The 14623-nt window shown below is 66.9% G+C and carries 9 protein-coding genes; 6 read left to right on the top strand and 3 right to left on the bottom strand.

Annotation, left to right across the window (positions count from 1 at the left end; all coding sequences use genetic code 11):
- Positions 1 to 10: 10 nt before the first annotated feature.
- The 3 genes from QHG62_RS14925 to QHG62_RS14915 are packed head-to-tail and all read right to left on the bottom strand — an operon-like array spanning position 11 to position 4016.
- Positions 11 to 748 (bottom strand): GntR family transcriptional regulator, encoded by a 738-nt coding sequence (locus QHG62_RS14925; protein ID WP_432445616.1) that lies wholly within the window; start codon positions 746 to 748, stop codon positions 11 to 13.
- Positions 749 to 768: 20 nt separating this feature from the next.
- Positions 769 to 2532: a glycerol-3-phosphate dehydrogenase/oxidase gene (locus QHG62_RS14920; RefSeq protein WP_281146420.1), complete on the bottom strand. Its 1764-nt coding sequence runs from the start codon at positions 2530 to 2532 to the stop codon at positions 769 to 771.
- Positions 2529 to 4016, bottom strand: a complete 1488-nt coding sequence (locus tag QHG62_RS14915; RefSeq protein WP_281146419.1) for an FGGY family carbohydrate kinase — start codon at positions 4014 to 4016, stop codon at positions 2529 to 2531. Before QHG62_RS14915 ends, QHG62_RS14920 begins: the two co-directional genes overlap by 4 nt.
- Positions 4017 to 4196: 180 nt before the next feature.
- Here QHG62_RS14915 and QHG62_RS14910 point away from each other — a divergent pair, with 180 nt between their 5' ends.
- From QHG62_RS14910 to QHG62_RS14885, 6 genes are all read left to right on the top strand, one after another.
- Positions 4197 to 5237 carry a substrate-binding domain-containing protein gene (locus QHG62_RS14910; protein ID WP_281146418.1) on the top strand — a complete coding sequence of 347 codons (1041 nt, stop codon included), beginning with the start codon at positions 4197 to 4199 and terminating at the stop codon, positions 5235 to 5237.
- Positions 5238 to 5298: 61 nt separating this feature from the next.
- Positions 5299 to 6810, top strand: a complete 1512-nt coding sequence (locus QHG62_RS14905) for a sugar ABC transporter ATP-binding protein (protein ID WP_281146417.1) — start codon at positions 5299 to 5301, stop codon at positions 6808 to 6810.
- Positions 6807 to 7823, top strand: coding sequence for an ABC transporter permease (locus QHG62_RS14900; protein WP_281146416.1), 1017 nt, complete (start codon positions 6807 to 6809; stop codon positions 7821 to 7823). Before QHG62_RS14905 ends, QHG62_RS14900 begins: the two co-directional genes overlap by 4 nt.
- Positions 7820 to 8812 (top strand): aldo/keto reductase, encoded by a 993-nt coding sequence (locus tag QHG62_RS14895; RefSeq protein WP_281146415.1) that lies wholly within the window; start codon positions 7820 to 7822, stop codon positions 8810 to 8812. The genes QHG62_RS14900 and QHG62_RS14895 overlap by 4 nt, the downstream gene beginning before the upstream one ends.
- 44 nt (positions 8813 to 8856) lie before the next feature.
- Positions 8857 to 9708 carry a class I fructose-bisphosphate aldolase gene (locus tag QHG62_RS14890; RefSeq protein WP_281146414.1) on the top strand — a complete coding sequence of 284 codons (852 nt, stop codon included), beginning with the start codon at positions 8857 to 8859 and terminating at the stop codon, positions 9706 to 9708.
- A 149-nt stretch (positions 9709 to 9857) separates the two neighbouring features.
- Positions 9858 to 14579: a LamG-like jellyroll fold domain-containing protein gene (locus QHG62_RS14885; RefSeq protein ID WP_281146413.1), complete on the top strand. Its 4722-nt coding sequence runs from the start codon at positions 9858 to 9860 to the stop codon at positions 14577 to 14579.
- Positions 14580 to 14623 lie beyond the last annotated feature (44 nt).

Below are 14623 nucleotides of genomic sequence, written 5' to 3'. Positions count from 1 at the left end.
CGAAGACGGCTCAGGTCGTCGTCTGCACGTGCAGCCGGCTGGTCTTGCAGCGGTGCAGCGCGCGGTAGTGCTCCAGCGGCCGTCCGTTGGCACCGTAGGCAATCGAATCGATGCGCAGCAGCGGCTCGGGCTGCGGCAGGTCGAGCAGCTTGCAGGTTTCGGCATCGGGCAGCACGGCATCGATCCAGCGCTCGGCGCGCACCAGCCGCAGCCCGTATTGCCGGCGCAGCACGTCGTACAGCGAGCGGTCTTCCAGGCGTGCTCGGTGCAGCCCGGGTGCAAGATCCGCCGGCACCACGGTCTCGACCAGCAGGCGCAACTCGCCATCGACGCTGCGAAGGCGCTTGAGCGCGACGACTTGCGTATCGTCGGCCAGCCCCAGTGACGAGGCCTCTTGCGCGGTGGGCGCGCGCAGTTCCTGCGTGAGGATCTGCGTGCGCACCGAGCGGCCCTTGCGCTCCATCTCGTCGGAGAAGCCCAGCACGGTCGAAACAAAATCTTCGTCGCGCTCGCGTGCCGACACGAAGGCGCCGCGACCCTTGATCTTGTAGATGAGGTTGTTGCGCACCAGGTCGGCCAGTGCCTCGCGCACCACGATGCGCGAAATGCCGAACTGCTCGCCCAGCTCCGCTTCGGAGGGCAGCTTGGCGCCGATGGGCAGCACGCCTTGCAGGATCTGCAGGCGAATGGCGTCGCGAAACTGCGCCCACAGCGGCGATTCGGAGTTGCGGTCGAGCACGGTCGACATGTCGTTGGGACTGTTCACTTTTAGGCTTGGCCAAGCACTGGGTTGGCCATCAATGATGCATCGAAAGAAGGTTGTTCGCCTGCCGGCACGGCATGAAGGCGTACGTTGTGCCGCTCGCGCAGCGCCGTGGTGCAGGCGCACAGCTCGTTGTGGGCATGCACGGCGTCCCAGCCCAGCGCCTCGGCCGCAACGCCCGCGATCTCGGCCAGGGCTGCGTCGGTCACCAGGCCGCGAATGGCCAGCAGCGTGCGGCGAATCACGAGGTCGTCCAGGTGCACCACGCCGGTTTCAAGGCACAGGTACGACAGCTCGACGGCCGAATAATCCGGCGCATGCTCGAGCGGCACGTCACCCGACGCCGCAAGGCGCTGCGCAAGCGGCAGCGCCTTCGAGCCGTAGCGCGCCAGCAGGTTCAGCGCGCGCGTGCGGCCCATGCCGGAGGCCGCCATCATCTTCTCGATGAAGCGGTCGGCCGCCGCTGCATCGGCCGGCAGCTCCGCGCCACCGCCAATGGGCAGCAACTCGGTCGATGCGGTGCGCGAGCGGCCCAGCAGCTGCATCACTTCGTTGGTGGCTTCTTCGGCCAGCGAGCGAAAGGTGGTCCACTTGCCGCCGACCAGGCCGACGATCGCAATGTCGCGCGTCGCATTCGGCGGATCGACCACCACAGAATGGTCGCGCGAAATCTGGCCCGGCTTGTCCGCATCGGAGCGCGCAAGCGGCCGCACGCCAACGTAGGTGTAGACCACGTCGCCGCGGCCGAAGGCCATGTTGGGGAAAACCTCGCGCAGCACGTCGATCAGGTAGTCGACCTCCGCCGGTTCGGTGACGATCTGGTCCGGGTCTTCCACCGGGATGTCGGTGGAGCCCACCAGCACGCGGTCCAGGAACGGGTAGACGATGCACACGCGCCCGTCCACCGCCTCGAAGTAGGCCATGCGGCCATCGAGCGCGTCGCGCAGCGCCGGGTGGTCGAGCACCAGGTGCGAGCCCTTGGTGCCCATCACGCGCGGACCGCCGCCGCCGAGCACGGCCGCGCTGCGGTCGAGCCATGCGCCCGTGGCATTCACCACGGTGTCGGCCGTCACGCGCACCAGTGCGCCGGTGATCTCGTCGCGCAAGGTGAGGATGTTGCCCGCGCAGCCCATCACGCGGCAGTAGTTCGAGGCCGCGGAGCGCGGCTGGTCGCGGCAGGCATCGCCGATGAGCTCAAGGATGAGCCATTCGGGATGGCTGATCCACGCATCGAAGAAGGTGGCGGTCCAGCGGATGGCCGCGCGGAACAAACCACGGTCGGCCGAAGGCACGCGGCTGATGCGGTGCCCCGGCATCACGCGCTGGCGGCGCCCCAGCAGGTCATAGAGCCGCAGGCCCAGCGCCACCGCCAGCAGGCCGCGTGTGCGCTGCGGCGGCGTACGGCCGAAGAACTTGAGCGCGCTGCTCATCAGTCCGCCGAAGAAGTTGGCAAGCGGCACCACCGTCTTGAGCGGCCGCACCAGGTGCGGCGCATTGCGCAGCAGCAGGTTGCGCTCGCGCGTGGCTTCGGCCACCAGCGAGAAGCTGCCGCTCTCCAGGTAGCGCAGGCCGCCGTGGATCATGCGCGAGGGCGCGCTGCTGGCGCCTGCGCCAAAGTCGCCCTTGTCGACGATGAGGCAATCGACGCGCTGCAGCGACAGGTCGCGAAACACGCCGACGCCGTTGATGCCGGCGCCCACGATCACGGTGGAAAAATGGCGACCCGCCAGCGAGGCGGGACGCACGAAAGGAAGTTGCCAGGCGCTCATCTCGCACTTCCCGAGATGGGGGTGAATACAGGTGACATGCTGTCGATCAGTTCGTTGAAACCGGCGTTGAAATCCGCATGGGCGCTGGCGTCCCGTGCATCGGGTTCGACCACTTCGCAGGGCGCGAGCAATGGGCTGCCCTGGGCCGCGTCGTCGAGGCCTTGCGACATGGCCGCATAGATTGCGGCGCCGCGCGCACCGGTCTCGTCGTCGGCGCAGCGCTCGACCGGGCGCCCAAGAAAAGCGGCGAGCAGGCGCACGAGGCGTGCATCGCTCGCGCCGCCGCCGAGCACCGTCATCTGGCTCACCGCGAGGCCGCCTGCGGCCAGGCGCGCCGTATGCCGCGCGTGCAACGCCGCCACGGAATCGACCACGGCACGTGCCATGTCCGAGCGCGTGTGATGGCTCTTGAGGCCCACGAAGCCGGCGGTCACGCCACCGCCTCCGTTGACGAAGGGCAGAAAGCGCAGGCCGCCAGCGCCCAGCGGCACCGTCATGGCCAGGTCGACCACCGCGCGTGCATCGGGCAGTGCGAGCACGCCGGCCAGCCAGGCGATGTTGGCCATCGACGACGGGCTGTTCTCCATGTAGAGCCGCTGGTTGCTACGGCCGAAGTTCACGACGGCTGCGACGGCGGGCTTGGGCGCCATCACCGGCCCGATGACCGCGTTCACGCACCAGGTGCCGAACACCGACACCGCGCGGCCGCGCTCTTCTGCGCCAATCGCCGTCATCGAGGCGAGCAGGTCGATGGCGCCCATGGCCACCGGAATGCCCGCGGGCAATCCGCACAGCGCGGCCTCGGAGGGCAAGAGCTTTCCGATCACGCTGCCGCTGGGCACGATGGGACCGAAGGCACGCGGACTCAGGTCCGCAAGGCCCGAGGCATCAAAGGCCGCCTGCGACCAGGTGCCGGTGGCGAGCGACACCAGGCCGGCGGTGCTCGCATCGCTCGCGTCGGTGGCAATTTCGCCGGTCAGCAGAAAGCCGAGGTAGTCCTTGGCGAACAGCAGGCGGCGCAGTTCGCCGCGCTGCACCGCGTCCGTGCCCAGCAACTCGGCGGCGATCACCGTGGGCTGCCCTGGCCAGGGGCTGCAGCCCACGTCCTCGAACAGTTGCGCACCGTGGCTCGACGCCAAGGCGCGCGCCCGGGCATCGGCACGCTGGTCGGTCGATGCGACGGCACGGCCGCCCGCGAGCTGGTTGTCGGCATCGAGCGCATAGAGGCCGGCGCCGTGACCGGTGCAAGCCATGGCGCGAACCTCGGCCGTGCGCGCGCCGAGCTGCCGGGCGACATCTCGCAGCACGTGCGTCAGTGCCGCGCGTATCGCCGCAGCGCCCACCTCGCAGCCGCCACCGGCCAGCCGGTCGTGCGGCAAGGGCATGCGGGACAACGCAACGGTGCGGCCGCTCGCAGCTTCGAGGGCCAGCGCCTTCAGGCTGCTCGAGCCCATGTCGACGCCGATCAATATGTTTGGCTTCATGTCATAACAGCTTCTGCGACTTGAAAGCGGGTCGCCAGTAGCGTTTCCCCTAGTTATCGCGGCAAACAACCCGCGATTACATTCTACCTGTCATAACAACTGTCGTGACAACAAGGTCCCAAAGATCTGCTCCCCAAAGGCAGGTCGCAAGCTCTGCCAGTCAACGCGAGGAGACACAAGATGAGGCGAAATTTCCTGAAGTCCGCTGCGGCCGCCGGTATCGGCCTGGCCGGCACCAGCGCATTTGCGCAGTCCACCCCCACGGCCGCCGCCACCGGATTGCGCGGCAATGCCAGCGACGTGTACGTGATGAACGTGATGGTGTCGGGCGTCGAATACTGGTTTCCGGTCTACGAAATGATGAAGCAGCTCGGCCGCACGCTGGGCGTGCGCACGCGCTACACCGGCACGCCCGAGTACGACGTGAACAAACAGCTGGCCTCGTTCGAGCAGGAACTGGCGCGCAAGCCCGCGGGCATCCTGCTGCACCCGATGAACCCCGATCCGTTCATCGAGCCGATCAACCGGGCGGTGGCCATGGGCATCCCGGTCGTGACCTTCGCGGCCGACTCGCCCAACTCCAAGCGCGCCTCCTTCGTCACGTCGGACAACGACCGCGAAGGCACGCAGGCGGCCGACGCGATTGCGGCGGCACTGGGCGGCAAGGGCGAATATGCGGTGCTCGAGAACCCGGGCCAGGACAACCACGACCGCCGCATCGCGGCCTTCATCAACCGCATGAAGGCCAAGCACGCGGGCATGAAGCTGGTGGGCCGCGCTGCCAGCAACCAGGACCCGAGCAAGGCCTACCAGGCGGTGCTGAGCCTGGCGCAGGCCAACCCGAACCTGGGTGCGCTGTTCATGCCCGAAGCCAACTCGGCGTTGGGTGCAGCGCAGGCCAAGATCGAATCGAAGAAGAACATCCGCGTGATGTGCTGCGACGTGAACGCCAAGATCCTCGACATGATCAAGGCCGGCGACGTGTTCGGCGCCATCAACCCCAACCAGGGCATGCAGGGCTACATGGGCATGATGATGCTGTTCCTGGCCAAGAACCCTTCGCTCATCGACCCGATGAACGACGCCAAGCGCAACGGCACCAATCCCATGTCGGTGCCGTTCCTGGACAACGGGCTGTCGGTGGTGAGCAAAGCCAACGCCGACGACTTCTACTGGGACAAATACCTCGCTCGCCGCGGCACCAAGGGAATCGGCGAATGAGCGCAGCGCCGGGCCGCCCCAAGCAAGCTCGCACCGCAGCGCATGGCGCGGAGGTTGCCGAGTGACCACCTTGCTCGAACTGCGCGGCATCAGCAAGCGCTTTGGCGCTTCGCGCGCGCTCTCGGGCGTGGACTTCTCGCTGCATGCGGGCGAGATCCACGCCCTGTGCGGCGAGAACGGCGCGGGCAAGTCGACGCTGATGAACATCATCGACGGCATCCACCGGCCCGACGAAGGCGACATCGTTCTCAACGGCGAGAAGGCGGCCATCGACGGCCCGGCGCATGCCATGCGCCTGGGCATCGGCCTGGTGCACCAGGAGATCGCCCTGTGCGGCGACGCCACCGTGGCCGAGAACATCTTCATGCCGGAAATCAACGCGGGCAAGCAGGCGTGGATGAACTACGCCAGCCTGAACGCGCGCGCCGCCGAAGTGCTGGCGCGGCTCGGGCAAGACATTGATACCGCCACGCCCGTGAGCGAACTCAGCATTTCGAGCCAGCAGCTGGTCGAGATTGCCAAGGCGCTCACGCTGGACTGCAAGGTGCTGATCCTCGACGAGCCCACGGCCGCGCTCACCGACAACGAATCGGCCGCGCTCTTCCGCGTGCTGCACGACCTGAAGGCGCAGGGCATCGGCATCATCTACATCAGCCACCGCATGGCTGAAATATTCACCCACTGCGACCGCGTCACGGTGTTGCGCGATGGGCGCAACGTGCATTGCGGCCCGCTGGCCGGGCTGACGGCCGACGAGCTGGTGCGCCGCATGGTCGGCCGCGAGCTCGGCAACTACTACCCGCCCAAGCAAGCCGGCGCCGATCCTTCAGGCCCCGTGCTGGAGGTGGCCGACATCGGCGACGGCGAGCGCGTGCACGGCATTTCGTTCGAGCTCAAGCGCGGCGAGATCCTTGGCGTTGCCGGCCTGATGGGCGCCGGCCGCAGCGAACTGGCCGAAACGCTATGCGGCCTGCGTGCCGCCACGCAAGGCACGGTGCGCCTGAACGGCAAGGCGCTTGCCATCCGCAAGTACAGCGACGCGCTGCGCGAAGGCATTGCCTATCTCAGCGAAGACCGCAAGGCCGCGGGCGTGTACCTCGACCTGCCGATTGCGCAGAACATCTCTTCGATGGCGCTGGGGCGCGTGAGCTCCGCCTGGGGCCTGCTGCAGCGTTCGGCCGAACACCGCCTGGCACGCGAGCTGGGCGCCAAGCTCAACCTCAAGTCGGACGGGGTGGCCATCGAGGTGTCGAGCCTGTCGGGTGGCAACCAGCAGAAGGTGGCCATTGCCAAGCTGCTGGCCACCAACCCGTCGGTGCTGCTGATGGACGAGCCCACGCGCGGTGTGGACGTGGGCGCGAAGTCCGAGATCCACCACATCCTGCGCGAGCTTGCGAACCAGGGGGTGGGCGTGATCGTGATCTCTTCGGAGCTGCCCGAGATCATCGGCCTGTGCGACCGGGCGCTGGTGATCCGCGACGGGCGATTGGCCGGCGAATTGAATTCCAACGAAATGACGGAGGAAGCCCTGCTGCGGCTCGCCTCCGGACTCTGCGAACAGGAGATGGCATGAACTATCCGGCACAACTCGATGCGGGCATCGCACCCAGGCAGTCAGGAGGCGGGCCCGCAAAACCCACCAACAAGCTCACGAGCATGCGCGAGATGGGCCTGCTGCTGATCATTGCGGTGCTGTGCGTGGCAATGAGCTTTGCGTCGCCCTACTTCCTTACCTGGGAGAACGTGCGCGCGATGCTGCTGTCGTTCTCCATCGAAGGCATCGTGGTGGTCGGCATGACCATTCTGCTAATCGTCGGGGGCATCGATCTTTCGGTGGGCTCCGTGGTCTGCTTTGCGATGGTGGTCACGGGCAAGCTGTTTCTGATGGGCGTGGACCCGTGGATCGCGAGCCTGGTGGCCATTGGCGCGAGCGGGCTTATCGGGGCGATGATCGGTGGCTGCGTCACGCGCATCGGGCTGAACCACTTCATCGCATCGCTCGCCTTCATGGTGATCGTGCGCGGGCTGTGCCTTGCGCTCACGCAGGGCACCCCGCAGTCGCTGTTCTCGCTACCGCCCGAGTTCAAGTTCATCGGGCAGGGCACGCTGTTCGGCGTTCCCGCCGTCATCCTGATCTTCATTGCCATCGTCGTCGTGAGCGACTTCGTGCTGCGCCGCTCGACCTTGCTGCGGCGCGTGTTCTACACCGGCAGCAACGAGAAGGCGGCGCTTTATTCGGGCATTCGCGTGGGCCGCGTGAAATTCTGGGTCACGGTGCTGTGCGCCGCGTCGGCGGGCCTTGCCGGTGTGATCTACACGGCGCGCTTCGGCGCCGCCACGCCCACCTTCGGCGTGGGCATGGAACTCAACGTGATTGCCGCCGCGGTGATCGGCGGGGCCAGCCTCAAGGGCGGCTCCGGCACGGTGCTGGGCGCGGTGCTCGGCCTGGCGCTGCTGTCGGTGGTGACCAGCTCGCTGATCCTGCTGGACGTTTCGCCTTACTGGCAGGACGTGATCAAGGGCCTGATCCTGCTCGCGGCCGTGACCATCGACCACCTGTTGAACACGAGGAAGAAGACCAGATGAAGAGCGAGATGAAGCAGACCACGCTGGGCCCGTCGGGCATCGAATGCTCGGCCATCGGCCTGGGCACCTGGGCCATGGGCGGATGGATGTGGGGCGGCGGGGACAACGCGGCGGCCGTCGTCGCCATCCAGGCTTCGCTGGACGCGGGCGTGAACCTGATCGACACCGCGCCGGCCTACGGCCTGGGGCGCTCCGAAAGCATCGTGGGTACCGCGCTCAAGGGGCGCCGCCACGAGGCCGTCATCGCCACCAAGTGCGGCTTGGTGTGGCACACGCAACAGGGAACGCATTTCTTCGAGGAAGACGGGCACCCGGTGTACCGCTACCTCGGCCGCGATTCGATCTTCCATGAATGCGAAGAGAGCCTGAAGCGCCTGCAGACCGACTACATCGACCTCTACATCACGCACTGGCAGGACAGCACCACGCCCGTTGCCGAGACCATGGACGCGCTGCTCGACCTGAAGAAGCAGGGAAAGATCCGCGCCATCGGCGTGAGCAACGTGAGCCCCGAGACACTCGCGGAGTACCTGCGCCACGGCCCGGTCGATGCGGCGCAGGAGCGCTACAGCCTGATCGACCGCGAGATCGAAACCACGCTCGCGCCCTTGTGCAGCGAGTACAACGTGGCGGTGCTGGGCTACTCGTCGCTCGCGCTCGGCCTGCTAGCCGGCCCGATCGATCCGGCACGCGAGTTCAAGGGTGACGACCAGCGTGCGAGCAATCCGCGCTTCAGCGAAGCCAACCGCTCCAGGCTCAAGGCCTTCTTCGAAGAACTCGACCCGCTGCGCACGCAACTGGGCTGTTCGTTCGGCCAATTGATGATCGCCTGGACCATTGCACGAGGCACGGTCTCCGTCGCGCTGTGCGGCGCACGCGTGCGCCAGCAGGCCATCGAGAACGCCGGGGCCGGCGCGGTCGACCTGGGCGACGACGCCCTGCGGCAGATCGATGCCGCGGCCAAGCGACACCTGGGCGCACTCGCCTGACCTCCCCCCTTTTTTTTTCTCGACCCCAACAAGGAGTTCTTTCCATGTCGAAAGACAAGACAGCGCGGCTCAACCGGCTGCTGACCAATGGCCGCTGCCTGGACATTGCCCTGGACCACGGCGTGTGCAACGAGCCCTCGTTCCTCGACGGCCTGGAAGACATGCCTCAGGTCATGGACAAACTCCTGGCCGCAGGGCCTGACGCGATCCAGCTCAACTACGGGCAGTCCGACCTGCTGCAGGACCGGCCGGGCCGCGACAAGCCCGCGCTGGTGATGCGCATCGATATGGGCAACCCCTACAACGCCACGCTGCACCGCGTGATGTGGGCCCAGCTGCAGAACGAGCACGACCCGGTGCTGCCAGCCGTGCAGCGCGACGCGGCCTGCGTGGTGGTCAACCTCTTCATGCTGCCGAACGAACCCGACCTGTTTCGCCAGTGCGTGCAGAACATTGCGCGCGTGCGCGCCGACTGCGACCGCTACGGCATGCCGCTGATGATCGAGCCGCTGGTGATGCAGTCGCCCACGCCCGGCAGCCGCTACCAGGTCGATGGCGACGCCGAAAAGATCGTCACGCTGGTGCGCCTTGCGCGCGAAATGGGCGCCGATATCGTCAAGGCCGACCCGACCAGCGACCCCGCCGACTTCCACCGCGTGGTGCAGGCGGCGCGTTGCCCCGTGCTCGTGCGCGGCGGCGGGCGCGAAGACCTGCAGCAAGTGTTCGCACGCTCGCGCACGCTGCTGGACCAGGGCGCCGTCGGCATGGTGTACGGACGCAATGTGTACCAGCACGCCAACCCTTCGTCGGTGGTGAGCGCGCTGATGGCCATGATCCACCGCGGTGCGAGCGCGCAGGAAGCCTGGGCGCTCTACGAATCGGGCGGCGCCGCCTAGGCAACGAAAAAGCGCCGGCGCAAGAACCAAGAAGAAATCAGCACGGCAGGCGATGCACCCGTCGCCTGCCGGGGTGCGTCCTGCGCGCGCACTGGAGAGAGGTCGAGCAACGGGTTGCCCTGCGAACTTCTAACAATCTGGAGGCGACGATGAAGATCCGGTATTTCTTGATGGCGTTCCTGGCCCCGCTCGTCACATTGCTGACGCATGCGGCCATCACCGGGGTCAGCCCGATGACCACCCTCGACAACATGGCAACGGCTGTAGCCGATGCCATGGCCGATCCGCTCCCGCTGCAGGGGCCGGGCCTCGGCAACCTTAGCTACACGTCGGCCGAGCTGTTCAAGCCGGTGTCGATGATCACCAGCCTCGCGCACCCGCTCGATCCTGCGCACAGCAGTGCCTACGAGTCGCGCGAGGTGCCTGCCACATACCCGGGCCGCAAAGACTACGGCATGAACGCGGGCATCATGATCAACGGCTACTTTCTCACCTCCTTCGCGCCGGACAGCGGACTGGGCCCGGGCGGCTTTCTTCTGTACGACGTGTCGAATCCGCGGCAGATCAAGCTGGTGAAAAAGATCTACGAACCCGAAGCCCGCACCAAGGAGTTCCGCGAAACGCACTCCTTCGGCACTGCAAAGATCGGCGGCAAGACCTACGTGGTGCTGCCTAGCATCTACGGGGTGGAGTTCTGGGACTTCACCGACATCAACGACATCAAACAGGTAAAGAAACTGGCCCTGCCCGGCGTCAACGCCGGCGACTACGAAGACGTGAGCTGGCAGCTCTGGTGGCAGGCGCCCTACCTGTACGTGGCCTCGGCGGGCCGCGGCATGTTCATCGTCGATGCCAGGGACCCCGCGAACGCGGTGGTTGCGAACCGCGGTGCCGGCAAGCCCAACCCGGTGCCCACGGGCGAGCTCGGCAACTTCCGGATCGGCCCGATCTTCACCATGGGCAACCACATGGTGCTGACCGCGATGGAGAGCAACGGCGGTTTCGCGAGCCTGGACATTTCGGATCCGCTCAACCCCAAGGTGCTCGACTCGATCGTGGGCACAACGCCGTTCTACTACGCCACCTGCTTCGACGGCCGGAACCTGCACGCTTCCACGCGCGGCGGCGGCGCCAAGATGTACAGCTACGACCTGAGCGACCGCTCGCGCTTCGTGGCCGAGGACAACCGGTTGGTCATCGACGAACAGCTGTACTGCGCCACGCAGGACAACTATGTGATCCAGGGCGCGCAGACACGCATCCACAAGGTCGACGTGAGCAATCCGCTGAACCACCTCGAGGTGGGCCGCGGCAGCATCCTGCGCGAGGACGACCCGAACTTCTCGCATTCGGACAACGGCCAGGTCGCGATGTTCGGGAACCTCGTCTTCGTGGGCAACGACCACGGCTCGGGCAGCGGCTTCATCGTGCATGCTGTGGACCCGGACGCCACCAAGCCTGAAGTGAAACAGGTCTCGCCGGCCAACGGCGCGAAGCAGCAGGCGCTCACCTCGCGCATCGGCATCGGCATGACCGACAACATTCGCCCCGAGAGCGTGAACGCCAACACCTTCGTCGTTCGTGCGGTGGGCGGCAACACGCTCGCGGGCACGTACAGCGTGCAGCTGGGCATCATCAACTTCCATCCCGAGCAGCCTCTGCAGCCGGGCACCAGCTATGAAGTGTTCCTGCCGGCCAACGGCGTGAAGGACTATGCGGGCAATGCCATCGGGGCCGACTTCAAGTCGGTCTTCAACACCGGCAATGCAACCGACATCAACCTGCAGCACTACTGGACGTTGGCGGGCAACCTCTCCGACCAGATCGGCAGCAACAACGGCACTCCGGCGTCGGGCGATGCGTTCGAGAGCATCGGCATGAGCTTTGCGGCGCGCACCGCGGGCGTGCCGCTGAAGAACGACACCGTCGCCACGACGCTCGGCGGCACCGCCTCGCTGAGCTTCTACATGAAGACCACGCAGGCAGGCAGCGCCAACCCATGGACCGCGCCCGGCATCTTCGGCCGCGACCAGGCCAACGGCGCGGACGATGTGTTCTGGGGCTGGATCGACAACAGCGGCTTCATGAACCTCTCGGTCGCCAACAAGGCCACCAACAACCCGGGCACCCGCTCGCAAACTGCCGTGAACGACGGCAACTGGCACCACGTGGTGATGACCCGCGACGCAGCCTCGGGCGCGCAGGCCATGTACGTGGACGGCGTGAAGACAAGCTCTACCGGCCTCACCGGCACCAAGGGGTTGGCAAACAAGTTCCAGGTCATGGGCCAGATCCAGGGCAACACCGACCTGTTCAAGGGCACGCTCGCAGAGGTGCGCGTGTACAGCCGTGTGCTCACCGACAGCGAGGTGGCCACGCTGCGCGGGCAGGCCATCATCGGCGACCCCGGCATCGGCGGCGGGCCGAAGATCGTCAACGGGCAACTGGTGTTCGATCCCGCCACGCTCGGCAGCAGCGGTGCGCAGTTCCGCTGGAACTTTGGCGACGGCACGCAGACGGCCTACTCCACCCAGCCGCGCTACACCTACACCTACACGCGCCCGGGCCACTACACCGTGACGCTCACGGTGCGCGATGCGAGCGGGCGAGAAAGCTTCTACACCTACAACGTGACGGTGATCGCACCGGTCACCGCAAGGCCGCCCACGCACACCACCAACATCACGGGCGATGCGAACGCGGTGTACGCCGTCAACCCCGACAGCGGCACGGTCGCCGCCATCGACGCGCAGACCCTGGCCAAGCGCTGGGAAGTGCGCGTGGGCGACGAGCCGAAGACGCTGGCCGTGGGCCCCGATGGGCGCATCTGGGTCACGGTGCAGGGCGAGGACAAGCTGGTGGCGCTCAGCGCGGCCGACGGCAGCCTCTCGGCCACCGTGCCGCTCGCCTATGGGAGCGGCCCCTACGGCGTGGCCTTCACCCCCGACGGCGCAAAGGGCCTGCTGACGCTGGAGAGCAAGTCGGTGCTGATGAGCTTCGAACCGAGCAACGGCGCCACCACCGGCGCGGTTGCGCTCGAAGGCAACCTGCGCGGCATTGCGGTGAGCGCCGACTCGCAGCTGGCCTATGTCACGCGCTTCAAGTCGAAGATGACCGGTGGGCAGCTGCACAAGGTGAACCTGCAGAGCATGAGCGCCATGACCGCCATCGCACTGCCGGTGGACACCACCACCGTGGACACCGAGAGCCGCGCTCGCGGCGTTGCCAACTACCTGAGCCAAGTGGTGATCTCGCCCGACGGCCGGCGCGCGGTGCTGCCTTCGAAGAAGGACAACATCGTTCGCGGCAAGTTCAGGGACGGCAACAACCTGCTGCACGACCAGACGGTGCGCTCCATCCTCTCGCAGGTCAACCTGCAGACCGCCGCGGAAGTGTTCGACGAGCAGATCGACTTCGACGACCGCGCACCCGCGCGCGCGGCGCTGTTCTCTTCATCGGGCGATTACCTGTTCGTGGCGCAGATGGAAGGCAACCGCGTGGCCATCGTCGACCCTTACAGCCGCACGGTGCGCGGCGAGATCAACGCCAGCAGCGCGCCGCACGGCCTTTACCTGGACTCGGTGCGCAAGCGGCTGTTCGTCAACAACTTCCTGGCACGCTCGGTGTCGGTGCACGACGTGGCCCTGGTGCTGAGCTCGGAGACCAATGCCGCGACCTTCCTGCAGAACGTTTCGACGGTGGCGCAGGAGCCCATGGCGGCCGCAGCCCTGCGCGGCAAGCAGGTGTTCTACAACGCCTCCGACCGGCGCATGAGCAAGGACAACTACATCTCGTGCGCGAGCTGCCATGCCGATGGCGGCGACGACGGCATGGTGTGGGACTTCACGCAGCGCGGCGAGGGCCTCCGACGCACCATCAGCCTCATGGGCAAGCGCGGCGCGGGCCACGGCAAGATGCACTGGACCGCCAACTTCGACGAGGTGCAGGACTTCGAGAACGACATCCGCAACGAGTTCGGCGGAACGGGCTTCCTGAGCAACGCCGACTTCGCGGCCACGGCCGACCCGCTGGGTGCGCCCAAGGCCGGCAAGAACGCGCAGCTCGACGACCTTGCGGCCTACCTGGGTTCGCTGAACAAGTACATGCGCAGCCCGGCGCGTGCGGCGGACGGCAGCCTGAGCGTGGAGGCGGCGCGGGGCCAGACCGTGTTCAACACGGCGCAGTGCGCCACCTGCCACACCGGCGGCACCTTCCGCGACGGCCTGCGGCACGATGTGGGCACGATCCAGCTCTCATCCGGCAAGGGCATCAACCAGCCGCTGGCGGGCCTGGGCTTCGACACGCCCACGCTCTCGGGCACCTGGAACACCACGGCCTTCTTCCACAACGGGCAGGCGGCCACCTTGCAGGATGTGCTGAGCGGCGGCCACGGCAACGCGTCGAGCTTGCCGGCGACCGACGTGGTGGCGCTGCGCGAGTACGTGCGCTCGCTGGACACGGCCCCGGCGGTGGTCACGCGCCTGCGCTCGGACCTGAACCCCACGATGTGCGTGAACATCAAGGGCGCGCTCACCACCAGCGGCACAACGGCGGTGCAGTGGCCCTGCGGCAATGCGGCCAACGAGAAGTTCACGGTGAACAGCATCACCGGCGGCTACGTGCAGTTCGTGGCCGAACACAGCGGGCTGTGCCTGGCGCAGAACGGCACCGCAACCACCAACGCCCCGGTGGTGCAGGTGGCCTGCTCGGCCGGCAACACGGCGCAGTGGAGCCTGGTGGGCGGAAGCATCCGCAACCGCGCATCGGGTTCGTGCCTCGACGTGCCGGGCAGTGCGACGGCGCAGGACACCGCGCTCATCACCTGGACCTGCAACGGCGGCACGAACCAGAACTGGACGCAGCTTCCGTAGGCGCCGCGAAGCTTCATGAAAAGCTGGCCGTTTCGACGGCCGGC

Origin of the sequence: Variovorax paradoxus (assembly GCF_029919115.1) — a bacterium.
GTDB lineage: Bacteria > Pseudomonadota > Gammaproteobacteria > Burkholderiales > Burkholderiaceae_C > Variovorax > Variovorax paradoxus_O.
This window is presented reverse-complemented; position numbering and strand designations above follow the sequence as displayed.

Bases quoted from the DNA above. Each gene is read 5' to 3' on its own strand.
- QHG62_RS14910 (WP_281146418.1), top strand. From the start codon at position 4,197: ATGAGGCGAAATTTCCTGAAGTCCGCTGCGGCCGCCGGTATCGGCCTG.
- QHG62_RS14895 (WP_281146415.1), top strand. From the start codon at position 7,820: ATGAAGAGCGAGATGAAGCAGACCACGCTGGGCCCGTCGGGCATCGAA.
- QHG62_RS14915 (WP_281146419.1), bottom strand. From the start codon at position 4,016: ATGAAGCCAAACATATTGATCGGCGTCGACATGGGCTCGAGCAGCCTG.
- QHG62_RS14890 (WP_281146414.1), top strand. From the start codon at position 8,857: ATGTCGAAAGACAAGACAGCGCGGCTCAACCGGCTGCTGACCAATGGC.
- QHG62_RS14925 (WP_432445616.1), bottom strand. From the start codon at position 748: ATGTCGACCGTGCTCGACCGCAACTCCGAATCGCCGCTGTGGGCGCAG.
- QHG62_RS14885 (WP_281146413.1), top strand. From the start codon at position 9,858: ATGAAGATCCGGTATTTCTTGATGGCGTTCCTGGCCCCGCTCGTCACA.
- QHG62_RS14920 (WP_281146420.1), bottom strand. From the start codon at position 2,532: ATGAGCGCCTGGCAACTTCCTTTCGTGCGTCCCGCCTCGCTGGCGGGT.
- QHG62_RS14900 (WP_281146416.1), top strand. From the start codon at position 6,807: ATGAACTATCCGGCACAACTCGATGCGGGCATCGCACCCAGGCAGTCA.